The 24,472-nt window shown below is 62.8% G+C and carries 21 protein-coding genes; 13 read left to right on the plus strand and 8 right to left on the minus strand.

Features of this window, described 5'->3' with window-relative positions; genetic code table 11:
* Window positions 1-26: 26 nt before the first annotated feature.
* The gene (locus tag X757_RS137735; RefSeq protein WP_023727797.1) at window positions 27-1,148 is read right to left on the minus strand and encodes a KamA family radical SAM protein; all 1,122 of its coding nucleotides are present in this window, start codon (window positions 1,146-1,148) and stop codon (window positions 27-29) included.
* Window positions 1,149-1,349: 201 nt separating this feature from the next.
* Between X757_RS137735 and X757_RS137730 the strand changes: the two genes are divergently transcribed.
* The 3 genes from X757_RS137730 (at window position 1,350) to X757_RS137720 (ending at window position 6,980) form a co-directional block, all read left to right on the plus strand.
* Window positions 1,350-2,996, plus strand: a complete 1,647-nt coding sequence (locus tag X757_RS137730; RefSeq protein WP_023727798.1) for an acyl-CoA synthetase — start codon at window positions 1,350-1,352, stop codon at window positions 2,994-2,996.
* A gap of 206 nt (window positions 2,997-3,202) precedes the next feature.
* Window positions 3,203-4,096, plus strand: a complete 894-nt coding sequence (locus X757_RS137725; RefSeq protein ID WP_023693888.1) for a hypothetical protein — start codon at window positions 3,203-3,205, stop codon at window positions 4,094-4,096.
* Between the two features lie 262 nt (window positions 4,097-4,358).
* Window positions 4,359-6,980 (plus strand): EAL domain-containing protein, encoded by a 2,622-nt coding sequence (locus X757_RS137720; RefSeq protein ID WP_031251661.1) that lies wholly within the window; start codon window positions 4,359-4,361, stop codon window positions 6,978-6,980.
* A gap of 45 nt (window positions 6,981-7,025) precedes the next feature.
* Here the strand turns inward: X757_RS137720 and X757_RS137715 are convergent, their stop codons facing one another.
* Window positions 7,026-8,648 carry an ABC-F family ATP-binding cassette domain-containing protein gene (locus tag X757_RS137715; RefSeq protein ID WP_023727800.1) on the minus strand — a complete coding sequence of 541 codons (1,623 nt, stop codon included), beginning with the start codon at window positions 8,646-8,648 and terminating at the stop codon, window positions 7,026-7,028.
* A 228-nt stretch (window positions 8,649-8,876) separates the two neighbouring features.
* On the opposite strand from X757_RS137715, the gene X757_RS137710 reads away from it, so the two are divergent.
* The gene (locus X757_RS137710) at window positions 8,877-9,191 is read left to right on the plus strand and encodes an EthD family reductase (protein ID WP_023670330.1); all 315 of its coding nucleotides are present in this window, start codon (window positions 8,877-8,879) and stop codon (window positions 9,189-9,191) included.
* Window positions 9,192-9,243: 52 nt separating this feature from the next.
* Here X757_RS137710 and X757_RS137705 read toward each other — a convergent pair whose 3' ends face one another.
* Window positions 9,244-9,987 (minus strand): 2OG-Fe(II) oxygenase, encoded by a 744-nt coding sequence (locus X757_RS137705; protein ID WP_023684794.1) that lies wholly within the window; start codon window positions 9,985-9,987, stop codon window positions 9,244-9,246.
* Between the two features lie 65 nt (window positions 9,988-10,052).
* Between X757_RS137705 and X757_RS0135110 the strand changes: the two genes are divergently transcribed.
* Window positions 10,053-10,511 (plus strand): hypothetical protein, encoded by a 459-nt coding sequence (locus X757_RS0135110; protein WP_050586866.1) that lies wholly within the window; start codon window positions 10,053-10,055, stop codon window positions 10,509-10,511.
* Window positions 10,512-10,557: 46 nt separating this feature from the next.
* On the opposite strand, the gene X757_RS137700 is transcribed toward X757_RS0135110, so the two are convergent.
* Both X757_RS137700 and X757_RS137695 read right to left on the minus strand, forming a co-directional pair.
* The gene (locus tag X757_RS137700; protein WP_023684792.1) at window positions 10,558-11,097 is read right to left on the minus strand and encodes a hypothetical protein; all 540 of its coding nucleotides are present in this window, start codon (window positions 11,095-11,097) and stop codon (window positions 10,558-10,560) included.
* A 44-nt stretch (window positions 11,098-11,141) separates the two neighbouring features.
* Window positions 11,142-11,564: an OsmC family protein gene (locus X757_RS137695; RefSeq protein ID WP_023670326.1), complete on the minus strand. Its 423-nt coding sequence runs from the start codon at window positions 11,562-11,564 to the stop codon at window positions 11,142-11,144.
* Between the two features lie 174 nt (window positions 11,565-11,738).
* On the opposite strand from X757_RS137695, the gene X757_RS0135115 reads away from it, so the two are divergent.
* From X757_RS0135115 to X757_RS137685, 3 genes are read left to right on the plus strand one after another with little or no spacing between them, the layout of a single operon-like run.
* Window positions 11,739-12,191, plus strand: a complete 453-nt coding sequence (locus X757_RS0135115; protein ID WP_031197152.1) for a (2Fe-2S)-binding protein — start codon at window positions 11,739-11,741, stop codon at window positions 12,189-12,191.
* A 15-nt stretch (window positions 12,192-12,206) separates the two neighbouring features.
* On the plus strand, window positions 12,207-14,510 hold the full coding sequence (locus tag X757_RS137690; protein WP_023727801.1) for a xanthine dehydrogenase family protein molybdopterin-binding subunit: 2,304 nt from the start codon (window positions 12,207-12,209) through the stop codon (window positions 14,508-14,510).
* A gap of 10 nt (window positions 14,511-14,520) precedes the next feature.
* Window positions 14,521-15,828 carry a cytochrome c gene (locus tag X757_RS137685; protein WP_023727802.1) on the plus strand — a complete coding sequence of 436 codons (1,308 nt, stop codon included), beginning with the start codon at window positions 14,521-14,523 and terminating at the stop codon, window positions 15,826-15,828.
* A gap of 15 nt (window positions 15,829-15,843) precedes the next feature.
* Here the strand turns inward: X757_RS137685 and X757_RS137680 are convergent, their stop codons facing one another.
* Both X757_RS137680 and X757_RS137675 read right to left on the minus strand, forming a co-directional pair.
* Window positions 15,844-17,340, minus strand: a complete 1,497-nt coding sequence (locus X757_RS137680; RefSeq protein ID WP_084629713.1) for an AMP-binding protein — start codon at window positions 17,338-17,340, stop codon at window positions 15,844-15,846.
* 48 nt (window positions 17,341-17,388) lie between these two features.
* A complete protein-coding gene (locus X757_RS137675; protein ID WP_023727804.1) occupies window positions 17,389-18,204 on the minus strand; it encodes a p-hydroxycinnamoyl CoA hydratase/lyase in 816 nt (271 codons plus the stop codon).
* Window positions 18,205-18,358: 154 nt separating this feature from the next.
* On the opposite strand from X757_RS137675, the gene X757_RS137670 reads away from it, so the two are divergent.
* From X757_RS137670 to X757_RS137660, 3 genes are all read left to right on the plus strand, one after another.
* Entirely contained in the window at window positions 18,359-18,832 is a 474-nt protein-coding gene (locus X757_RS137670) for a MarR family winged helix-turn-helix transcriptional regulator (RefSeq protein WP_031251664.1), read from the plus strand.
* Between the two features lie 352 nt (window positions 18,833-19,184).
* Window positions 19,185-19,910: a 3-keto-5-aminohexanoate cleavage protein gene (locus tag X757_RS137665; protein WP_023727806.1), complete on the plus strand. Its 726-nt coding sequence runs from the start codon at window positions 19,185-19,187 to the stop codon at window positions 19,908-19,910.
* 170 nt (window positions 19,911-20,080) lie between these two features.
* Entirely contained in the window at window positions 20,081-21,124 is a 1,044-nt protein-coding gene (locus X757_RS137660) for an acyltransferase (protein ID WP_084629717.1), read from the plus strand.
* Between the two features lie 312 nt (window positions 21,125-21,436).
* Here X757_RS137660 and X757_RS137655 read toward each other — a convergent pair whose 3' ends face one another.
* Window positions 21,437-22,288, minus strand: coding sequence for a hypothetical protein (locus tag X757_RS137655; RefSeq protein ID WP_023727808.1), 852 nt, complete (start codon window positions 22,286-22,288; stop codon window positions 21,437-21,439).
* 441 nt (window positions 22,289-22,729) lie between these two features.
* On the opposite strand from X757_RS137655, the gene X757_RS137650 reads away from it, so the two are divergent.
* The gene (locus tag X757_RS137650) at window positions 22,730-23,239 is read left to right on the plus strand and encodes an Lrp/AsnC family transcriptional regulator (protein WP_023670324.1); all 510 of its coding nucleotides are present in this window, start codon (window positions 22,730-22,732) and stop codon (window positions 23,237-23,239) included.
* On the plus strand, window positions 23,236-24,399 hold the full coding sequence (locus X757_RS137645; protein ID WP_023727809.1) for a saccharopine dehydrogenase family protein: 1,164 nt from the start codon (window positions 23,236-23,238) through the stop codon (window positions 24,397-24,399). Before X757_RS137650 ends, X757_RS137645 begins: the two co-directional genes overlap by 4 nt.
* The last annotated feature ends 73 nt before the right edge of the window (window positions 24,400-24,472 follow it).

Below are 24,472 nucleotides of genomic sequence, written 5' to 3' on the forward strand. Positions count from 1 at the left end.
CGATCATTGGCGCCGCTGCGCCGTGCCTACACCACCACGTCCCGATATACCCTTACCTCGCCATCCTGGCCGCGGATGCGCCAATCCTGCCCTTCCCGCCCCTCGACATGGCATGGCCCGAGCGGCACCTTGCCGCCGCCTTCCGGCAGGTCCAGCACATAGACCGGATTGCAGATGCCCGACAGGCGGGCGCGCAGCGCGCCGGCCAGCGCCTGTCCCTGCGCAATCGTGGTGCGCCTGTGCGCCATGCCGCGCGCGAGGTCGCCATGGTGCAGGTAATAGGGTTTGACGCCGAGCCGGTACATCAGTTCGCGGCAGAGTTCCTCCAGCACCTCGACCGTGTCGTTGACGCCCTTGAGCAGGACGCTCTGATTGAGCAGCACGAAGCCTGCCTGGCGCATGACGCGGCAGGCCAATTCGGTGGCCGGAGTGATCTCCCGCGCATGGTTGAAATGGGTGACGATTGTGACCATCAGCCGGCCCTGCAAGGCGTGAACCAGCCCCGGCGTGATGCGCGCGGGCAGCACGACAGGCACGCGCGTGTGGATGCGCAGCAGCCTCACATGCGCGATCGCCTCGATGCGGGTGCGGATTTCGGCCAGCGCCTTGTCCGGCAGCGAAAGCGGATCGCCGCCGGTCAGGATCACTTCGCGGATTTCGGTATGGCCTTCGATATAGGCAAAAGCCTCTTCGAGCGCTTCTCGCGTATAGCCGCGGCCGATCGAGGTCAGGGATTCCTTGCGGAAGCAGAAGCGGCAATAGACCGCGCATTGGTAGGTCGCAAACAACAGCACGCGGTCGGCGTGGCGGTGCGTCAGTCGCGGCACCGGACTGAAGGCATGGTCGGCGATCGGATCGTCGAGCTCGCCTTCCGTTTCCGTCAGCTCATCCGGCGATGGAATGACCTGGGCGCGGATCGGATCGGCGGGATCGTTCCAGTCGATCAGGTCGAGATAGGTTTTTGGGGCACGCACCTTGTGGCGCGTAGCCGCCTCCTGCGCCGCCGCGCGCTCGGCGGGTGACAGCGGCAGCGAGGCGAGATCGCGGACGTGGCGCACGCCCGCGCGGATTTCGTTGTGCCAGGCGGTGTCGGCATCGCGTCCTTCGTCGGCTGTGGCCGAGTCATGGAAAGTTGAGTCTGGGGTCATTGGGGCCTCGGGGCAATTCTGGCGGTGCTATCGGCCGGATGGATGGTTCGGTCAACAGCAGTGGCTCGGCGCGGATTGTCGCTGCGCTGCGGTCCTTCGCATCCCCCGACTATCGCCGTAATCGACCAGCGCAGCAATTTCAGGCAATCTGACCGATAAGGCGCTCCAAGGGGAGATGGGCGCCGCTTAGGGAGGACCGCGATGAGCAAAATGCCGCGCTATGAGGATGCCGTTCAGCGCTTTCGCATCGAAGATGAGATCGCGCGGTTGTATGGCAACCCTGGGACCGGCATCAATGCCTATGTCGAATGCTGCGGCCGCTACACCGGAGAAGACCGGCTGGCGCTGCGCGCGATCTCGGCCGGTGGTGAGCTTCGCGAATTCAGCTTCGACGATCTCGCCGACATGTCGGGGCGCGCCGCCAATGTGCTCAAGGCCGCCGGCGTCCGTGCCGGCGATGTCGTCGCCGGCATGCTGCCGCGCGTCCCCGAACTGGTGGCGCTGATCCTCGGGACATGGCGCATCGGCGCGGTCTACCAGCCGCTGTTCACCGCCTTCGGTCCGAAAGCCATCGAGCACCGCCTCGGCTATAGCGGCGCCAAGATCGTGGTGACCAACCCGGCCAATCGCGGCAAGCTCGACGAGGTCGAGACATCAGCGCAAATCGCCACCATTCTTGGCAATGGCGGTGTGCTACCTGCAGGCGACATCGATTTCCGCGCCGCGCTTGCCGCCGCCTCGCCCGAGTGCCAGCCGGTGATGCGCAAGGGCGACGACTTGTTCATGATGATGTCGACGTCGGGAACGACCGGCCTGCCCAAGGGCGTGCCGGTGCCGCTTCGCGCCCTGCTCGCCTTCGGCGCCTATATGCGCGACGCGATCGGCTTGCTGCCCGACGACATCTTCTGGAATATCGCCGATCCCGGCTGGGCCTACGGCCTCTATTACGCCATCACTGGCCCGTTGCAGCTCGGCATCGCCACGACCTTCTATGAAGGCGCCTTCAACGCCAAGAGCACTTACGACATCATCGAGCGGCTCGGCGTCACCAGCCTTGCCGGCTCGCCGACCGCCTATCGCCTGCTGATGGCGGAAGGCGCGGAAGCTGCGGCCCGAGTCAAAGGCAGACTGCGCGTGGTGAGCAGCGCCGGCGAGCCGCTCAACCCGGAAGTCATCCGCTGGTTCGACGCAAATCTCGCCGCGCCCATTCACGACCATTACGGCCAGACCGAGAACGGCATGATGGTCAACAACCATCATGGGCTCTCGCATGTCGTGCGCGCGGGCTCGGCCGGCTTCGCCATGCCCGGATATCGCATGGTGGTACTGGACGAGGCCGGCAACGAGCTCGGCCCCAACCAGCCCGGCATCCTCGCCGTCGACATCGCGAAGTCGCCGCTGCGCTGGTTCGACGGCTATCACCAAGCCGAGACGCCGGCGACCACGGGCGGCTACTACCGCACCGGCGACACGGTGGAGTACGAGCCGGACGGTTCGGTTTCCTTCATCGGCCGCGCCGACGATGTCATCACCTCGGCCGGTTATCGCATCGGCCCGTTCGACGTCGAAAGCGCGTTGATCGAGCATCCGGCGGTCAACGAGGCGGCTGTCGTCGGCGTGCCCGATCCGCAGCGCACCGAGATCGTCAAGGCCTTCGTCGTTCTGGCGCCGGCTTACAAGGGCAATTCGGAGCTCGCCGAAGAGCTGGCCCAGCACGTCAAGAAACGGCTGTCGGCGCACGCCTACCCGCGCGAGGTCGAGTTCATCACGGAACTGCCGAAGACCCCAAGCGGCAAGATCCAGCGCTTCCTGCTGAGGAAGGCGGAGGTGGAGAAGCGCAAGGCGTGATTAGGCGCCAATCTCCCCCCTCGAGGGGGAGATGTCGCCGAAGGCGACAGAGGGGGNAGAAGGTTAGCGCTCCACGCGCGGCGACCCCCTCTGGCCTGCCGGCCATCTCCCCCTCATGTGGGGAGATCTGCAGCTCCAACGGCGTCTTTTTTCAGCCCAATGTTGTCATGTATCCTTGGAATCGAACGTAGAGCAGGGTTTATATCATGCGGTGGGTCTGGACGTTTCTGTTTGCACTGGTGAGCAGCGTGGCTTTCGCGGCCTCGCCGGAGGACGACTATGTGGCCGCGCGTGACAAGGCGATTGCTGATATCGCAGCGCTGAACAGTGCGAACGCGGCAATCGAGACCATCGACGCTGAGAACGAGAAGGCGCTGGCCGACCTCCAGCAGCGTCTTGCCGGCATTATCGGGCCGCTGGCGGTCAAGGACTTTCCGCCAACCGGCACAATCAATATCGAAAGCCTCAGCGACTCCGATATCGGCTATGGCATGCTCGATGGGCTGCGATACACCAAGGGCGACGACGGCCCCAGCCTAGTGGCAACGACGCGAGGGCTGCTGGAGCGCTGGCTCCAGTCCAGAACCGCCGAGACCGACGAAAGTTTCAAACTGCCCGCCGGCATCGATGAGGCGCTTAAGCTGGATGCCTTCTATACCCAGGCGATCAACAGCGACGCCGCCTTCGAGGGAACGCTCGACTTTCCATTGAAGAAACCCGAAGGCGCCGACATCGCCTTCGCACGGCTCGGCGGCTGGACGCAGGACGTCGGGCCGATCTATGAGCAGGAAGTCATCGTTACGCTCGTCAAAGGCAACAGCGTGAGAATTATCGCAGCGCCGGCAGCCCCTGCCGTTCCGAAGATCGCCGCCTGCGACGCCGTGTGGGCTGCTGCGGACGCCGCCGCGCAGAAATTCCAGGAGGCCTACCAGGCATCGGACCTGAAGGACGAAAAAGCGTTCGAGTCCTCCAACGCCGCCTGGGACAAGGGCGACAGCGACTACCGGGCCTGCATGGCGCAGCGCCTGCCGGCTGACCCGGCTTTCCCGGCGTTGCTCGCCCAGGCGCAGGCGCTGGCCGATCAAATGGCTGGGAAGTAAGCCTCCCGCAAGGGCCCGCGCGGCAAGATCAGGCGGCTTGTTGCAATCTGAGGCGAATATGACTTCGCCGCTGGGTTGCAGAACGCTGCAACCTGGCGTCCTACTTTCGGACACTCATTCAGATTTCGGCTGGACCCTGGCAGCCAAAAGCTTACCGTTTGTTCTCGGATTCGTCTCGAAGCTCAAACTTAAGCTTTAGCTACTATGGTCGACCGAAGGACTACTGTCCTGGAAAGGTCTTCGGATCGAGTTGGCAGGTGCAATGCTCAATTCCGGCCGGTTGAAACGGGCCGTTTTTTCTTCCGCCAACTTGCCGGCGGCGATTGCCTTTGTCGTGCTTCTCGTCTGCGCCCTGGTTGCCGACCAGAGGAACAGAGAGGTCTCCGATCAGCTGGCGCGCGCCGACGTCCTGGCGAAGGTCAACATCATACGCGCCAAGCTCGAAGGCAACATAGGCGGCAATCTCCAGCTGGTTCAGGGTCTCGTTTCGACAATCGTTACCGAGCCTTATATGGGCCAGCAAAGATTTGCGGCACTCGCCCGTAATCTGTTCGAGCAAAAATCGCAGTTGCGCGATATTGCCGGCGCCCCCGACCTCGTCATCGCGCTGATGTATCCGCTGGAAGGCAATGAAAAAGCCATCGGGCTGGACTACCGCAAGAGCGATACGCAACGCATGGCCGCGCTTCGCGCCCGTGACCAGCGCGCGCTGGTGCTCGCCGGGCCGGTCAAACTGGCGCAAGGCGGACGTGGCTTCATCGGCCGTATCCCCGTCTTCGTGCCGACGGCGGGTGGCGGCGACCGTTTCTGGGGTATCGTCTCGGCCGTGATCGATGTCGATCGGCTCTACGCTGCCAGCGGACTGACCGACCCTGATCTGGATATCAATGTGGCGCTTATCGGCAAGGATGCGCTCGGCGGCGGCGGGGAACTGTTCTTCGGCGGCGATAATGTCGTGTCCGGCAATCCGGTGATGGCAGAGGTGCAATTGCCTTCAGGCTCCTGGCAAATTTCAGCCATACCGAAGGGCGGCTGGCCGACCGCTCCGAAAAATGAGTGGCTGTTGCGTCTGCTCATGGCGCTTGCCGGCGCGCTGGTGGTGCTGCCGATCCTCGTGGCAGGACGTCTTTTCGGTGAGCGGCAGAAAAGTGACGCCGAGTTGAGGCGCCTGTCCCGGCGGCTGGAGTTGGCGTTGGAAGCCTCTGCTATAGGCGTGTGGGAGCACGATACCGTCAGCAACGAACTCGTATGGGACGACCGCATCAACGAAATCTATGGCAAACCCGGCGGCGGCAAGACCCGTAGCTATGACGACTGGGCGCTGGCGATCCATCCCCAAGACTTCGAACGGGCTAAAGCAGATTTCGATTCGGCTGTTGCAACACAAGGCCCCTACTCTTCGCAGTATCGGCTCCTGCGGCCGGACGGCACCATTCGCCATGTGCGCACCCGCGCCAGTTTCTTCCGGGACATCGACGGCACGCCAAAAATGATCGGCGCCGAATGGGATGTGACAGGCGACGTGCTGCTCAACGAGAATCTCGTGCGTGAACGTCGCCTTTCAGAATCGAAAAATGCCGAACTGAACCTGGCCAAAGCCCGCATCGAGCATGTCGCGATGCATGATTCGCTGACCGGTCTGCCCAACCGTCGGTATCTGGACGAGATGCTTGCCGAAAACCGCGAAGCCGACGGCCGTGCGGCGTTGCTGCATCTCGACCTTGACCGGTTCAAGCAGATCAACGACACGCTCGGCCATGCGGCGGGCGATGCATTGCTGGTGCATGCTTCGAAAGTCATCAAGGCCAGCGTCGGCAGTGCCGATTTCGTTGCGCGCATCGGCGGCGACGAGTTTGTCGTGCTGAGCCATGGACGCGACGACAAGGAACTCGCCGCGCTGGCCGACCACATTATCGATGCGATGCGCCAGCCGGTCGACTATCTGGGTCACCAGTGCCGGTTCGGCGTCAGCATCGGCATTGCGGCCAATAGCGGCGTCGATGCCAAGCAGTTGCTTGTCAATGCCGATCTGGCGCTGTACCGGGCGAAAGGCCGCGGCCGCAACCGCTACGAGTTTTTCAACGAAGAGCTGCAGAGCGAGATCGTGCGGACCAAGCAGACCGCCGACGAGATTCTGGGCGGGCTCGAGCGGAACGAATTCATCGTCTACTATCAGCCGCAGTTCGACGCCAAGACGCTGGAGATCGTCGGCGTCGAGGCGCTGTCGCGTTGGGATCATCCGCAACGCGGCATGCTGACCCCCGACGCCTACATCAAGGTGGCTGAAGAACTTAATGTCGTGGCGCTTATCGACCGCACCGTCCTGGAGCAGGCGCTCGATAATTTCGAGCGTTGGTCGCGCAGCCACCTCAACATCCCGCGCGTCTCGGTCAACGTTTCCGCACGGCGCCTGGAAGACAGGGACCTGATCAAGGGTTTGCGCAAGCTTCCCATCAAGGAAGGGACCGTGTCGTTCGAACTGGTAGAGTCGATTTTCCTCGACGAAAACGACGAGTTGGTCAGCTGGAACATCGAACACATCAAGGGGCTCGGCATCGACATCGAGATCGACGATTTCGGCACCGGGCATGCCTCGATCGTCTCGCTGTTGAAGTTGCGGCCGCGTCGCCTCAAGATCGACCGCCAACTGGTCACCCCCATCACCAGCTCAATCGCACAGCGGCAGCTGGTGTCGTCCATTATCGACATCGGCAAGTCGCTCGGGATCGAAGTGATCGCCGAGGGCGTCGAGACGATGGAGCACGCGCGCATCCTGAAAGAGCTTGGCTGCGACATCCTGCAAGGCTTCCTGTTCGGCTACCCGATGGATGCCAAAGCCTTCAAGGCCTTCGCGCAGTCGCGCAAATGGCTGGCGGCGAGCTGACAAATCCTGGCTTTGCTGGACGCAAATGCGGACGCAGGACCTGCGTCAGGTCCGCAGCCCCGGCGCCTCGTGCCCGGTCCTCTCCACATATTCGGTATAGCCGCCGCCGTAGGTGTGGATGCCTTCGGGCGTCAATTCCAGCACGCGATTGGAGAGTGCCGCCAGGAAATGGCGGTCGTGCGAGACGAACAGCATGGTGCCTTCGTACTGTGACAGCGCCGTGATCAGCATCTCCTTGGTCGCGATGTCGAGGTGGTTGGTCGGCTCGTCGAGCACCAGCAGATTGGGCGGGTCGAACAGCATCAGCGCCATCACCAGGCGCGCCTTTTCGCCGCCCGACAGCACCCGGCATTTCTTCTCGATCTCGTCGCCGGAAAAGCCGAAGCAGCCGGCGAGTGCCCTGAGCGGCGCCTGGCCGGCTTGCGGAAACGCGTCCTCCAGCGTCTGGAACACGGTGCGTTCGCCCTCCAGCACCTCCATGGCGTGCTGGGCGAAATAGCCCATTTTCACGCTCGGCCCCCGCGCGACCGTGCCGGTGTCGGGATCGGAAGCGCCTGCCACCAGCTTCAGCAGCGTTGACTTGCCGGCGCCGTTGACGCCCATGATGCACCAGCGCTCGCGGCGGCGGACCTGGAAATCCAGCCCCTCATAGATCGAGCGACTGCCATATCCCTTGTGGACGTTCTTCAGCGTCACGACATCCTCGCCGCAGCGCGGCGCCGGCTGAAAATCGAAATTCACGATCTGACGGCGCTTGGGCGGCTCGACACGATCGATCTTGTCGAGCTTCTTCACCCGGCTCTGCACCTGGGCGGCGTGTGACGCCCGCGCCTTGAAGCGCTCGATAAAAGCGATCTCCTTGGCCAGCATGGCCTGCTGGCGCTCGAACTGCGCCTGCTGCTGCTTGTCGGCGATCGCCCGCTGCTGCTGGTAGAATTCGTAATTGCCGGAATAGGCGGTGAGCGACCCGGCGTCGATCTCGACCACCTTGTTGACGATGCGGTTCATGAACTCGCGGTCGTGCGAGGTCATCAGCAGCGCGCCCTCATAACCTTTCAGGAACTGCTCCAGCCAGATCAGGCTTTCGAGATCGAGATGGTTGGACGGTTCGTCGAGCAGCATGACATCGGGCCGCATCAACAGGATGCGGGCCAGCGCCACGCGCATCTTCCAGCCGCCGGACAGTTTGCCGACATCGCCGTCCATCATTTCCTGGCTGAAGCCCAGGCCGTCCAGCACTTCGCGGGCGCGGCCATCGAGCACATAGCCGTCGAGTTCCTCGAAACGGTGCTGCGCCTCGCCATATTTCTCGATGATCTCATCCATCCGGTCGGCCTGCTCGGGATCGGCCATGGCCGCCTCGAGTTCGGCCATTTCGGCCGCCACGTCGCTGACCGGCCCGGCGCCGTTCATCACTTCGGCCACAGCACTGTGGCCGGCCATGTCGCCGACATCCTGGCTGAAATAGCCGATGGTGACGCCGCGATCGACCTGCACCTGGCCCTCGTCGGGCTGCTCCTGGCCGGTAATCATGCGAAACAAAGTCGTCTTGCCGGCGCCGTTCGGACCGACAAGGCCGATCTTCTCGCCCTTCTGTAGCGAGGCCGAGGCCTCGATGAAGACAAGCTGGCGGCCGTTCTGTTTGCTGATGCTTTCAAGACGGATCATGAGGCGGTCCGGGGGAGTTGGTGCAAAGTTGAGGGATTTGCCCGGGGCCATACGCGAATGAGCGCAAGGAGGAAAGAGGCAGAAGCGCCACAGATGGTGGCGAGGACCCCGTCATCGCGCTCGAAAACAAAAATCCAGCGATTGTCGAAAACCGCCCTCGCGGACCGACATTGGCACGGCGGCCTGCATGGCCCCCAAACAGCGACACCAACAGGCAGGAATATGACGATGGCCAAGATGCTCGTGATCTACAAAACCCCGGCTGATCCGGAGGCGTTCGACCGGCACTATTTCGAGGTTCATGTGCCGCTGGCCAAGAAGCTTCCCGGCCTGCGGCGCTACGACATCAGCAGGCGGCCCATCATCAAGCGCTCGGCGGGCGAGATTCCGTATCTGGTCGGGACACTCTATTTCGACAGCCTCGCCGATATGCAGAGCGCATTTGCCACCGAAATCGGCATTGCCTGCGCCGCTGACCGGCGTATACTCGCCCCAGGAGACGATGACTTGACGATGCTGCTGTTCGACGTCGACGAAGTGTGAATCTTAGCCGATCTCGGAGTGGAACGAAGGAGCCGCGCCGAAGCGGACGACGTTACTTCGCGTCGTGGAAGATGATCCCCACCGTATGCCGCCGTCCCGAGCGCAGGCGGCTGACGCCGTGCCGGAGATTGACGCGGTAGTGCCCTTTCGTGCCTTGCACCGGGCGATTGTGGACAGCAAAGATCACTGCATCGCCTCGGGTCAGCGGCACCACTTCGGCACGGCTTTGCATGCGCGGGCGCTGCTCGGTCAGCACGAATTCGCCGCCGGTGAAATCCTCGCCGGGCTGCGACAACAGGATCGCCACCTGCAGGGGAAAAGCGAGATCGCCGTAGAGGTCCTGATGGAGGCAGTTGAAGTCGCCGGGGCCATATTGCAGGAGAAGCGGCGTCGGCCGCGTTTGGCCGCTTTCGTGGCAAAGCTGGAGGAAGGCGGCGTGGTCATCGGGATAGCGCCGTGCCGCGCCCATGCGTTCGTTCCAGTCGTTGGCGACGCCGGCCAGCCTGGGATAGAGCGCGGTGCGCAGGCCACCGACCAGATCCGGCAGCGGATAGCGGAAATAGCGATACTCGCCCTTGCCGAAGCCATGGCGGGCCATCACCACATGGCTGCGGAAATGGTCCTCATGCGGATAGAGACCGGCGATCTCGGTGCACTCCTCGGGTGAAAGCAGCGCCGGCATGACGGTGCTGCCGTGGCTGTTCAGTTCGCCGATCAGAGCACTCCAGTCCTGCGCTGCGATGCGCGCTTCGGCCGAATGGGCTGCGCGTTTGGTGCTTATCGAATGGATGGTCATGGATGCCTCCTTTGCTTGCGGTCAAAGTGGGGCGAACGAGGCGCCTGGGCCACCCGATTCCTGCGATGAACATTGTCATCTGCTGCCGGCAGCGATTAACTGTGTACATGCATCTTTCGATCGAACCGCTAAATGGCGTCAAAGGGCTTCCTCTCGGATCGTCTAAGGCGACTGTCAGATCCTTCTTTTCAGGAGAGCTCAAGGTCTTCCGGCGGAGCCCAACCAGCGTTCCGGCCGACTATTGGCCGGACCTTGGAGTATTCGCCTATTACAAGGCCGATGGCGCACTCGAAGCGCTAGAATTCACCTCGCCTGCGATCTTGGAACTGGGTGGCGCGTCGCTGTTTCCGATTTCCATGGAGGTTGCGCTGAGGTTCTTGAGACAAACCGACCCCAATGTGAAGGTCGAGATCGATAGCGCGATTTCGAATGCTCTCGGCATCAGCATCTGGACAGCCATAGGAAAAGAAGCGGACTCCCAGGTGGAAACACTTTTGCTGTTTGGAGCCGGCTACTACGGCTGATCCTTCCGGGCGATATCCACTGCAGATCGACTGCGTATCGATCGCATCAGACCGGATCGGCACCCTTGCGGCGATACGCCTCCAACTCAGGGTCCAGATCGACCCTCACCGCGTTTGTGAACAGGCAGGTCGCCACCATGATGCCGGCGAAGGCGACGAGGTTGACCAGCAGCGTGTCGTCATAGCGAGCCTTCAGCGCTGCCCAGATGTCGTTCGGAATGACATTGGCATCGGCGGCGACTGCCTTGCCAAATTCGATCAGCAACGCCTCGTCGGAGGTTGGCTGGATTGCCTCGGGATCAAGGCCACCATCGATCAGCGCGCGGCGGAAGAAGGTAAGCGGTATCTCGGCGCGGCATCTCTCGGAGATCGCCAGCGACAACAGCCAGACAGCGCGGTCGTCGAGTGCGGGCTTGAGCAGATCGCGCAGGGTGAACCATTCGGCATAGATGCGGTGGGCCGCCGGTGAATGCAGCAGGATGCGCTTCATGTTGGTCATGCGTCCGCGCAGGCCAAGCTCCCTGTCGTGCTCGGCGCGGATGTCATGCGATGCCGAGGCGTAGTCGATCGGCGGGATCATGGCCATGGGACGGTCCTTGGTTGGTGGCAGCGAGGCATTCTGCGAAGCCCTCACCCAAGCGTCGTATGCAATTGCGGCGCGGCGCGCAGCGTGTTGGACACCGTGCAGATCGCTTCGGCGTCCTCGACGATCCGCTGCTTGGTCGCAGCGTCGAGATCGCCTGAGATGTCGAGCCTGATGTTGAGCCTTTCGACGCGCGACGGCTCGTCCTTGGCCTTCTCGCCGCTGACCTCGGCGCGCACCTCGCCAAGCGCGGCGGCAACCCCGAGGCGGGAGGCGGCGATGCGCGCGCTCAGCACCATGCAGGCGGCGAGCGAGGCGTAGAGCAGGTCGAGCGGATTGAAACCCGGCGCGCTGACACCGGTGACGACATCGACTGCACCGCCGGTCGGAGTGGTGATGGAAGGCAAGCCGCCGGGCTGCAGCGTCGCCGTCGCGCCGGTGACGCGGGTTCTGACCTTCAACTCAGCCATCGCAAAAACCTTTCTGCCGGCAGCCCGGCAAAGATCAGGGGCACTGTGGCGCGCACACGAGTGCGATTTGCACACGCGTTGCGGTGCCGAACAACATGCATGTGATTAGACACTACCGGCAAACAGGTGCCTACTGCATTGTCCACGGGGATGCGGATAACCGAGGAGAGGCCCATGATTGCGCTCAATGTAAACGGCGAGGATCGCAGTGTCGACGTGCCGGACGATATGCCATTGCTGTGGGTGCTGCGCGATGTCATCGGCCTGACCGGCACGAAGTTCGGTTGCGGCATCGCCCAGTGCGGCGCCTGCACGGTGCAGCTTGACGGGCAACCGGTGCGATCCTGCGTGTTGCCGGTCGCGTCGGTTGGGTCGCGCCATGTCACCACCGTCGAGGCGATCGATGCGACGCCATCGGGCAAGAAAGTGCAACAGGCATGGCTCGACCTTGAAGTCATCCAGTGCGGCTATTGCCAGTCCGGCCAGATCATGTCGGCCTCGGCGCTGCTGGAGCGCAACCCCGACCCGAGCGACAGCGATATCGACGCCGCCATGTCCGGCAATATCTGCAGGTGCGGCACCTACACGCGAATAAGAGCGGCCATAAAACAGGCCGCGAAGGCCTGAGGGAGATAGCCAGCCATGAGCAAGCCGTCCTCCTCCCCCACCCAAAAATTCACCTCGCGCCGTGCCTTCCTGCAGGGCAGCGGCCTTCTGCTCGGCTTCACCATGCTGGGCGCCGGCACCAGGCCCGGTTTTGCCGCCGCCGAACCCGTCGAGGGCGACGTTACCGCCGCCTTTTCACCCGATGCTTTTATCCGCGTCGACAGCGACGGCAAGATCACTTTCATCCTGCCCAACATCGAAATGGGCCAAGGCACGCACACCGGCGAAGCGACGTTGATTGCCGAGGAACTGGAAGTCGGCCTGGACCAGGTGAAGGTCGTCGACGCGCCGCCCAACGACAAGCTGTACGCCACCGCTGCGCTTGGCGGCCAGGCAACGGGCGGCTCGACCTCGATGCGGGCAACCTGGGAATCGCTGCGCAAGGCAGGCGCCGTTGCCCGCACGATGCTGGTTGCGGCAGCAGCCGCGCAATGGGCGGTTCCGATTTCGGAATGCAGCGCCAAGCTTGGCGTGGTCACGCATCTGCCGACAGGCCGGCAGCTGGCCTATGGCGCGCTCGCCGACGCAGCCGGCAAGCAACCGGTGCCGAGCGACGTCAAGCTCAAGGACCCCAAGGATTTCCAGCTAATCGGCAAGTCGCTGCGCCGGGTCGACACGGCGGGCAAGGTCAATGGCGCAGTGGTCTACGGCATCGATGTGCGCGTGCCCGGCATGAAGGTGGCGACGGTCGCCGCCTGTCCGGTGATCGGCGGCAAGCTCGGCGATGTGGACGAGACGGCGGCACGCGCCGTCCCAGGCGTGCGCGATATCGTCAGGCTGGACAATGCGGTCGCCGTGATCGGCGATCATTTCTGGGCGGCCAAGAAAGGCCTCGAGGCCCTCACCATCACCTGGGACGAAGGCGCCAACGCCAGGCTTTCAAGCGCCGATATGATGAACACGCTGAAGGCTGCGTCCAAAAACAAGACACCGATCATGGCGCGCCAGGAAGGCGACGTCGCCGGCGCGCTGAAAGCCGCCGTCAAGACGGTCGAGGCGAGCTATGAGCTGCCGTTCCTGGCCCATGCGCCGATGGAGCCGGTCAACTGCGTCGTGCATGTGCGCGCCGATGAATGCGAGATCTGGCTCGGCACCCAGGTGCCCACCCAGGCGCAAGGCTGGGCGGCACAGGTCACGGGCTTTCCGCTCGACAAGATCATCGTGCACAATCACCTGATCGGCGGCGGCTTCGGCCGCCGGCTGGTCGCCGAATATGTCGGCCAGGCGGTGGCGATCGCCAAACAGGTGAGCTACCCGGTCAAAGTTATCTGGACGCGTGAAGAAGACATCCAGCACGATCTCTACCGGCCGACCTACTACGACCGGATATCAGCCGGTCTCGGCGCCGACGGCCTGCCAACGGTGTGGATCGACCATGTCGCCGGCGGTTCGGTGTTGGGCAATTACATCCCCGGCGGCTGGCCTCAGGACAAGCTTGACGACGATGCCGTCGAGGGCGCCGCCAAACCGCCCTATGATCTGCCGGTCATCCAGGTCGACTGGGTGCGCGAGGATCCGCCGGTGCCTATCACCTGGTGGCGCGGCGTCGGACCGACGCACAATGTCTTCGTGGTCGAAAGTTTCATGGACGAACTCGCCCATTCGGTGGGCAGGGATCCGGTAGAGTATCGCCGGGCGCTGACGAAGAACCAGCCGCGGGCCGCAGGCGTGCTCGAGCTTGCGGCCGAAAAGTCGGGATGGGGCTCGCCGCTTCCGGCCGGCAGCGGCCGCGGCATTTCCCTGCACGATGCCTTCGGCAGCTTCATGGCCGCGGTGCTGGAGATCTCGGTTTCAGCGGCCGGCGAGATTACGCTGCAGCGCGCGGTGGTGGCCGTCGATTGCGGCATCGCCATCAACCCAAACACGGTCGAAGCCCAGATCGAAGGCGGGTTGATCTTCGGCCTGTCGGCGGCGCTCTACAGCGGCATCACTTTCAGCAATGGCCGCGTCGACCAGAGTAATTTTCACGACTACCGCATCCTCCGCAACAATGAGGCGCCGAAGATCGAGGTCTATCACGTCAAGAGCCTGGAATCGCCCGGCGGCATCGGCGAGACGGCAACGGTTTCGGCCGGGCCTGCCCTTGCCAACGCGATCTTTGCCGCGACGGGAAAACGCCTGCGCAGCCTGCCCATCGACCGCAACCAGCTGAAGAGCGACGGCGCCGATAAGACCAGCGTGTCGATGGTGCCGCCGCCTTCAGCACCCTTGCGGGCGGTGCTGGCGAACAGCAGGGAGCGCCCGGAGACCGGCATCGAAACCGAAGCCGAAGCGCTGTGAGGGCCAGGCCATGAGAAGCTTGGTCCGCATCCTCCTCGCTGTCGTGGTCGTCATCGCCGCCGGCGTTGCGATCTTCCTGTTCAAACCGGCGTCGCTGCCGGACGTCTCCGTGGCGGCGGCGAAACTGCCGACCGGTCAGGCGCTGATCGATCGCGGCGAATATCTGACGCGCGCCGCCGATTGCGTCGCCTGCCACACAACCGGAGGCGGCCAGCCCTATGCCGGCGGCGTTGCCTTCAAGCTGCCGTTCGGCACCGTCTATTCCCCAAACATCACCGCCGACAAGGAAACCGGCATCGGCGACTGGAGCGACGCGGAGTTCGCGCGTGCCTTGCATCAGGGCATCGACAAGCAAGGCCGCAATCTCTACCCGGCCTTTTCCTATGCGGCCTACGCCAGGATGACCACGGAAGATGCGCTGGCGATCAAGGCCTATCTGTTCAGCCTGCCGCCGGTGCACGCCGAGGCGCCGAAGAACGATCTGAGTTTTCCGTTCAACCAGCGTTATGTCCTGCGGTTCTGGAACCTGTTGTTCGTTCCCGACGGTCCGTTGCCGCAAGACGAAAAGCAGAGCGCGGAATGGAACCGCGGCGCCTATCTCACCGAAGCAATGGCGCATTGCGGCGAATGCCACACGCCACGCAACCTGCTCTATGGGCTAGACAACAGCAAGAAATTCGCCGGCGCCGAATTGCAGGGCTGGAAGGCCTACAACATCAGTTCGGACAAGACGACCGGCATCGGCAGCTGGAACGATCAGCAGCTGTCCAACTATCTCTCCAAGGGTCATGCGGAAGGGCGTGGTGCGGCCACCGGCAACATGGGCGAAGCCGTCGACTACAGCCTGCGCCATTTGACGCCGGAAGACATCAAGGCGATCGTCGCCTATGTGAAAACCGTGCCGCCGCAAGTCAGCAGCGACAAGGCGATCGTCGAAGTCGAGCCGCCGGCAACACTGACGACGTCCGTCGCCTACGCTCCGTCTGCCGATTCAGTGGCGCAAGGCGGGCTCGGCCTGAAGCTGTTCCAGGGCGCCTGTGCCAGCTGTCACGGATGGAACGGCGAAGGGCTGCAGACACCTTATGCGGCGCTGCGCGGCAGCCGCACGGTCAATGACCCCGATGGCACAAACCTCATCCAGGTCATCCTGAAGGGCGCGCATATGACGACGCCGCTCGGCAAGCAGGCGATGCCGGCTTTCGCCAATGCCTATTCGAATGTCGAGATCGCGGCGCTCGGCAACTATGTGCTGGCGCATTTCGGCGGCAAGCAATCCGCCATCACACCGGCCGACGTGGCCAAAGCGCGGGCGCAGTGAAGGACGGCGGTGGGGTCACCGGCAGCCGCGCAAAATGTGTTTCTGAATCTTGCCGGAGGCGGTGCGGGGCAACGCGTCGGTGAGCAGGAATTCCTTCGGCACCTTGTAGCGGGCGATGCGAGCCGCACAGTGCGCCGCGAGCGCCGCCGGATCGAGGACGCAGCCAGCCTTCAGCACGACGAAGGCACGCCCCACCTCGCCCCAGCGCTCGTCGGCGATCCCGACGACAGCGACTTCCGAAATGTCGGGATGATCGAGCAGCGCCATCTCGACCTCGGCTGGATAGACGTTCTCGCCGCCCGAAATGAACATGTCCTTGCGGCGGTCGACGAGGGTGACGAAACCATCTTCGTCGCGGCGCGCAATGTCGCCGGTGCGGAACCAGCCATCCGATGTAAAGGCCTGCGCCGTCTCATCGGGCCGGTTCCAGTAGCCCGGCGTGACATTGGGGCCTGACAGCCATATCTCACCCGGCTCGCCGGCTGCGGCGTCGTGGCCATCTTCGTCGACGATGCGCAGCGACAAAGACGGCGCCGGCAGGCCGGCGGAGCCGGCCTTGCGGGCGATCTGGTGTGCCTCGACCGGCATGCCGAGCACGGTGCCGGCTTCGGTCATGCCGAAGCCGTCGACCATGCGCACGCCCTGCTCCAGCCACCAAAGGATGTCGGCGGCGGGATTGGGCGCGCCACCGGTAAAGATGGCCGTCAGCGTGGTCCAGTTCGCCGGCGCGAACGCGGTGCCGTCGCGCAGCATCCGTGCCATTTGCGGGACGCAGAAATAGTGGGTGACGCCGAGGTCCGGGTCTGCCAGACGGCGGTTGGTGAGACCGGCCTCGAAGCCGGACGAGATCAGCACCGTGCCGCCCTGCAGCAAGGGCGGACGCAGGCTGGTGATAAGGCCGATGACATGGAACATCGGCGCGTCGCAGAGGAAGATGCTGGAATTGCCGACGCGGCCGAGCACGCCGAAGTTGACCGCGGTGGCGAACGCATTGGCCTCGGTCAGGATGACACCCTTGGGCCGGCCCGATGTGCCGGAGGTGTAGAGGACGATCGACGGTACATCGCCCGCCGGCAAAGCGCGTCGTAGCGCGGGCGCTTGCGCTTCGACCGCCGCGGCAAAGGCCCTGACCTCCACAGGTACACAGCCTTTTGGCAGCGCCGTAATCAGCGCCGCGTCGTGCAGCAGCAGCACCGGCTCGCAATCGGCCAGGACCGTCTGCTGCTCGACGGCGGAAAGGCGCCAGTTGACCGGCACGAAGATGGCGCCGAGCCGCATGGCGGCCTGCTGCGCGATGAGTAGATCGGCGCTGTTGCGGGCGAGCGTCGCGATGCGTTGTCCCGGCTCGATGCCGTAGTCTTCCAGCACAGCCATGGCGCGCTGGATGGCCTCGTCGAGCGTACGGTAAGTCCAGCGCCGCCCGGATGCGAGATCGACGCAGGCGACGCGCTGCGGCTGCGCGCCCGCGTGCAGCGCCACGGGGTCTGAAGTCGTCCAGGCCGGCATTCGCATCTTCTCCCCGGATTGCGCCCTCACTCTCGGCTCAGTCGGTCGCCGGGATCACCTCGCCTTGTCATAGGCGCCGAGCCCGGGCTTGTAGCTCTTTTCGTCGATGAACTGGCGGATGCCTTCCTTGCGGCCGTCATTGTCGTAGGAATTGGCCGCTTCCTGCGCGCGCACCAGATAGTCCTCGGCATTGTCATAGGTCATCTCGCCGACGCGGCGGATAGCATCCTTGGTCGCCTTCAGCGCGACCGGGTTTTTCTTGAGCAGGATGTTCGCCACCTCGGTGACTCGTGCCTTCAGCTCCGCCAGCGGCAAGCTTTCATTGACCAGCTTCCAGGCCGCCGCCTTCCTGCCGTCGATCAACTCACCGGTCAGCGCGTGGTACATGGCGTCGCGCATCGACAGGAGATCGACCACCACCTTGGTGGCGCCGCCGCCGGGCAGGATACCCCAGTTGATCTCCGACAGAGCGAATTGCGCCTCGTCGGCGGCGAAAGCGAGGTCGCAGGCAAACAGCGGGCCGTAGCCGCCGCCAAAGCACCAGCCATTGACCATGGCAATGGTCGGCTTGCGATACCAGCGCAGCCGCCGCCACCAGCCATAGGCCTCGCCTTGCGCCTTGCGGACGGCGCCCAGCCCCTTGGCCTCGGTCTCGCGAAAATACTCCTTGAGGTCCATGCCCGCCGACCACGCACTGCCCTCGCCCGACAGCACCAGCACGCCGACATCATCGCGGTATTCCAGCTGGTCGAGCACCTCCATCATGCGCCGGTTGAGCGCCGGGTTCATGCAATTTCGTTTTTCAGGCCGGTTGAAGCGCACCCAGGCGATGCCGTCCTCGATGTCGAAGGCAACGGTCTCTTCGGTCATGGCAACTCTCCTCCGGCTTGCGTTCCTGTGTGGCGGGGAGAAGAGTTGTGCTCTTCCCCTGCATCAATCGCTATGTGACATAGCTTTTAGAATTGCTATGTTGCATAGTCTTTTTTGCTTGACAAGAACCTTGGTCGCAGCGATCGGTTGCAGCATGGACAAGACATCGGACCGCAGCGGCAAGGTGGCTAGGGTGGCGCCTGAAGACAGGCTCGATGCACAGATCGGCTACAATCTGCGGCGAGCTTCGACCCTGGCGCTCAATGATTTCACCGCCGAGATGGCCGATGCCTCACTGCGCCCGGTCACCTACGGCATGCTGGCGCTGATCGACGAACGACCCGGCATCAGCGCCGCCGAGCTTTGCCGCCGGCTCGGCATGAAAAGCGCCAACATGGCGCCGCTGCTGGCCGAACTCGAGGAGCGCGGGCTGGTCGAGCGCGATGACCATGCGCAGGACAGGCGCGTGCAGGTGCTCGCTCTGACCAAGGCAGCCAAAGCCGCCATGCCGGCATGGCGGCTCAAAGTGCGCAACCACGAGGACCGGTTCCTGCAACGGCTGACGAAAAAAGATCGGGCAACACTGCTGCGGCTGTTACGGCTGATCTGGAGCGAGGACGGCGATTGAAAGGGAGGCCGGGGTGCTTCGGTGCTGATCGTAGCGATGATGGGCGCGGCGACGCCGAACACCACCTGAGGTTTCCGCGAGACACCCCCTCTGCCCTACCGGGCATCTCCCCCTCAAGGGGGGAGATTGGACCTCACCTCTGCCTTCGCCAATCTCCAACGTTGCGACGCCGTAGGCGCAGCTGATCACTCCCCTTGAGGGGGAGATGGCCGGCAGGCCAGAGGGGGGTGCGAAGGAACTCGGCATTGCCCAGGTTTGGCGCAACACTCTGCCAGCAGTCTTCACCGCGCCCGTTTCCTCTCCACCCTGCCCTTTGCTAGGCTCGCCCATCGGCAACAGGATCGCGAGAGCCATGATCGTCCAGACCTGCATCAACGGCGCGCGCGCCGCCGATTTTCACCCCACGCTGCCGCTCGACGCCGAAGCCATGGCGCGCGATGGGGCGGCTTCTATTGCCGCGGGCGCGGCCGAGTTGCATGTCCATGCGCGCGGAGCGGACCGCCGCGAAAGCCTTTCGCCGGCGGCGATGGACCCGACGATCGCAGCACTTCGCCGCGCATGCCCCGGTACGCTGATCGGCGTCTCCACCGGCGCCTGGATCGAGAACGACGACGTCAGCACGCTGGTCGCCATCGCCGCCTGGCGCGAACTGCCGGACTATGCCTCGGTCAATCTCAGCGAGGCGGCAGCACCCATCGTCATGGAAAGCCTGCGTCAGCGCGGCATCGGCATCGAAGCCGGTCTGGCTTCAGTCGCCGACGCCGAGCGTCTCGTCAGCCTCGACCATGGCGGGCGCGTGCTGCGCGTCCTGATCGAGATTTCCGAGCAGACGCTAGACGAGGCTTTTGCGGTCGCCGACGGCATCGAACAGGTCCTGGAGCGCGCCGGCATTCGCCGTGCCATCCTGCTGCATGGCGAGAACGCGACGGTGTGGCCGTTCGTGCGCCGTGTGGCGGATCGCAACTGGTCGACGCGCGTCGGGCTGGAGGATGGGAAGCATCTGCCGGATGGCACGGTTGCGGCCGGCAATGCCGCGCTGACGGCGGCAGCGGTGGCGATCTTCCAGGCCGGGCGATAGCGCATACAAGCAGCGCGCCAAGGCATCGCCGAGACGATGGCGATCGAAGGCCCGGGCCGCGAAAGTCGGTGGAAGCTATTCAAATTTTATGTATTAATTAAACCGGCAGTTAATAGTCGCATCAACGGTCTCATCTATGTTAATATTCTCCCGCATCGGGGACTTTTTTAATGAACGTCATTCCGGATAATGATCACACTGCGCCGCGTCGGATTCAACAATATACATCGATACAGACCCTGCGGGGGCTAGCAGCCCTTATGGTTGTTATCTATCATCTTCCGGCCGCACTAGGCGTGCTCGATTTGCCTATTACCATTCTAAACAGCGGCGTCGACCTGTTTTTCGTCATCAGCGGTTTCGTCATGGTTCTCTCGACGGAGAACAGACATCGCGACCACCGTGCTTTTTTGATGCAGCGGTTCACGCGCGTCGTTCCGTTCTATTGGGTCATGACCTTCCTCATGGTCGCCGCACTTTGGCTGTTTGCCGGTCGTGGAGTGTCCTTTGAGCAGATTGCCAACAGCCTGCTTTTCGTGCCCTATCTCGATACGGCCACAGGCTATGTCCAGCCAGTGCTTGGCGTGGGTTGGACGCTCAATCTGGAAATCCTGTTTTACATTCTGTTCGCGGCGACTATGGGTTTTGGTGCGCTGACGCAAATGGCCACCATTGGCGTTGTCTTTGCAATCGCCGTAGCCGCACGCATTATCTTCAAACCCGCCGCCGACACTGTGCTGTTTTTCTATACCACGCCAATCCTGTTTGAGTTCCTTGCCGGCATGGCTGTCGGCCATCTGGTCGGCAGACTGGTGCGTTTGCCCGCTTTCCTGGGTGCCTCGGCTGTCGGGTTCGCTATTGTGTCCACACTGGTGATGGTACTTGGCTTCAACTTGCCGCGAACCCTTGCTCAAGGTATCCCGGCGCTGATCCTTGTCGCGGGTTGCATCAGCCTGGAGAGCTACTTCCGACTTTTTGCTCCTCGCGTGCTGGCAAGGCTGGGAGATGCTTCCTACTCTCTCTATCTGACCCATCCTATCGTGCTGCTCGCGATCGCTCCTGTCGTTGCAACCGCCAATGTGTCACCATGGCTTGCAGGCATAGCTATTGTCACCGCCTGCATCGCCGTGTCCCTGGCGAGTTATAGTTTTATCGAAAGGCCGCTTTTGGCCATGTCGCGAATGAGCCTCTCCGCTTATCAGGTGAAGGCGTGAGTTGCGGCTACGCCGCAACTCGGTCGGCCTGCTATGCGGGTGCGTTGCTCACTACGACCTCGCGTCGCGTTCAAGCGACCACGGCGGCGGCAAGATCGTCTTCGAACTCCGTCGCCTAGTGCTGTCGCGCACATCCTCGACTGCCTGTCGCCCCAAAATGCACAGCGGTTTTGGGACGACGACATGCATGAACAGAGACTTAAGCGCGTCGCAGGGTCCCGTTCAAACGCGACGTGCTCAAGTGCAAAAAAACTGCCCCGTTTGGACCCGAAGCAGCTTAGTGTTTTATGCGCCAGGGCAATTTGGCAGTAGCTATTTTGCGATCAAATAGGCATCGTCCGTATAGATCTTGCCAACTCCACCATAGTGACCCACGCCAAACACAAATGACTGAGGTGTACCTGATCCGTCTGAATCCCGCCCGACCGGCCACGTTGCGTTTGACGATGATTGCCAAAACACCCCGTCCAGATACCAATCGATGCCCACCCCTTCATAGAGATCCGCGCGCAGCTGAAACCAACGGCCCTTCGGTGCGGGAACATCATTAGCCGGATTGTAGGTTCCGGCTGCCGCATTTTCCACATGCAGCAGCAGCAAATCCTCAGTCTGACTGTCGCGCAAGTTGACCCACCACGTTGGTTCCTGCGAGAAAGGCGATTGCTCGGTCACCTTGAACTGGAAGATATTCGTCCAGCCATTGGCCGCCTGGTAATTGGACGGAATGAAAAACCACGAGACATAGGTCCCATCGATCCCTGATGGCGACACGGCCTGGAGCGGACGTCCGAAAGCGTCGTTCTTGGCCAGGCCGCCTGGAAAGAGCCACTCTTTGTAGACTTTGGAATGGGGCTTTCCAGCATTGATGGCAGCCACCGTCGTTTCGAACTTTCCGAAGCTGTTGCCGCCGTGCGAGGATACATTCCCCGCGCCGGTCGAGACCAAGCCGCTGACAATTGCGTTCAGGTTGGGATCAGCTTCCGCGGGATCCTCCGCCTGAACGAAAGACCAGTCGGTATAGCACGAGGCTCCGGTGCAAGGCCCCTCCTCCCAGTCCGCACGCCAGTAGGGCGCATTCTGGGCATATGCGGCGCCAATTGGCACCATGGTAGCAGCAATGGTGCAGATTGCAGTTAGCACCAACAGATGAAAAATCTTCTTCATATCGATTCACCGTTCCTTTCCATGAAATTCGAAGCACACCTCTTGCGCCGTTTGCTTTTTCGCCTTCGAACACAGCGCCCCGAACGGCGCTGTCCCGCCAGCCTCAAAGGCGGTGATGAACCTTCAAAGGTATGCTGAAAACAAAAAACCCGCCTCGGAAGGCGGGCTGGCGGCGCGAATCAGCACCTACCCCAAATTAGTAGCATAGCTGCTGGAACAAAACAAGAACAAATGTGGCAACCTCGACGAAACTAGCGATTTCCCTCTTGTGAGGAGATGTCCAGCAGGACAGAGGCCCCTGATCCTGTCTAGCCCGAACGCACACGGAAGGGACACAGAGGGATGACATAGCTCTTGCTGCTGTAAAAAATTCCCCATAAGGTATTTTTCATATCCGAAAGAAAATCCGATCGTTTCTTTCCCTTTATGAAAGCCTTGCCTTTGCGTGAGCATCTCGATCAAACCGATCGACGGCTGGTAAAGCTGTTGTCGCAGGATGCCCAGCCCGGCATCAACCGGCTCGCCGAGACGATGGCGATCTCGGTGCCGACGGTGCGCTCAAGGTTGCGCAATCTGCTCGACCGCAACCTCTTGAAGATCGTCGGGCTGCTCAATCTGACCGAACGCCCCGAGTTGATCTCGGCCATTGTCGGCATCAACGCTCAGGGACGTGGCCGCGCCCGGGAACTGGCGCAGCGCATTGCCGAACTGCCTTTCGTCAACTCGGCCTCGGTGGTTACCGGGCGCTTCGACATCATCGTCGACGTGACCGTCGCCGGCGATGTCGCCGACCTCTACCGCATCACCAGCGAGCTGATTCCGGGCGCCGGCATTCCCGGGGAAGTCGTGCGCAGCGAAACCTTCGTCGTCATGGCTTCATGCAACAAATGGGTCAGCCTTCCCGAAGGCTGCTGGTCGGAAGAAACACCGTCACGCAAGGAGCCGGCATGAGAATAGCTGTTCTCGGCGGCCTCGGCCTGCAGGGACGGGCGGCCATCGCCGATCTCGTCGCCAGCGCCGGCGTCGAGGAAGTCGTCTGCGTCGATACGTCGGCCGACGGCCCTGCCCGGCTTGCCGGGCTGACCGACCTTTCCCGCGTGCGTTTCGTCGTGCCCGAGGGCCCCATCGGCCCGGCACTTGCCACCGTGCTGGCGGATGTCGACGCCGCCATCGATCTGTTGCCGCAGCCATTGATGCGCGAGGCGGTGCAGGCCGCGATCGCAACGCTCACGCCGCTGGTCACCACCAATTACGGCAAGGCGATTGCCGATCTGGCGGCGGAGGCTGAACAGGCCGGCGTTTCGATCATGACCGAATGCGGGCTCGATCCCGGCATCGACCTCGTGCTCTACGCGCGCGCCGCAAAGCAGTTCTCTAGGATCTCCTCGATCGATTCCTATTGCGGCGGCATCCCCGAACCGAAGGCGATGGCGAAGCCGCTCTGCTACAAGGTGAGCTGGAATTTCGACATGGTTCTGGTCAGCCAGAACCGCGACAGCGTGATGATCGAGCATGGCAAGCGCGTCGAAGTGCCGGCCGGGCGGCAGCACGACAATGCCTTCATCCACGAGATCGAGGTCGCGGGCCTCGGCCGGCTGGAAGCTTTCCCCAATGGCGACGCGCTGCACTATGTCGAGATGCTGGCGGCCGCCAAGGGATTGCAACGCTCGGGCCGCTATACACTGCGCTGGCCGGGATGGTCGGCGTTCTGGGCGCCGCTGAAGGAACTCGGCTTCCTCTCCGAAGACAAGGTGCCCGGCACCGGCGCCAGCCCCCGCGAATTTCTCGGCCGGCTGCTCGGCCCGCAATTGCAGTATGGCGCTGACGAGAAGGACCTTTGCGTGATGCGCAATGTCTTTTCCGGTCTCGAGGGCGGTCGCGCCAAAACGGTGACATCGGACCTGATCATCGAACGCGACCTGGCATCCGGCCTGTTCGGCATGAGCCTCGGCGTCGGCTATCCCGCCAGCATCGTGGCGCAGATGCTGGCGCGGCGCGAGATCGCCACACCTGGCCTGCTCAACCCGCTGCTGCATGTGCCGGACGATCCCTTCTTTGACGAGCTGGCGAGGCGTGGCATCAAGGTGACCGAAACGGTGGCCTGGGACTGACGATTTTCGAACGGTGGCTGCCGCCGGCAAACGGTGCCGCCGCTCAAAAAACACCCAAAAGGGTGGAATAACA

It is taken from the genome of Mesorhizobium sp. LSHC412B00 (genome assembly GCF_000503035.1).
In the GTDB taxonomy this organism is placed as follows: domain Bacteria; phylum Pseudomonadota; class Alphaproteobacteria; order Rhizobiales; family Rhizobiaceae; genus Mesorhizobium.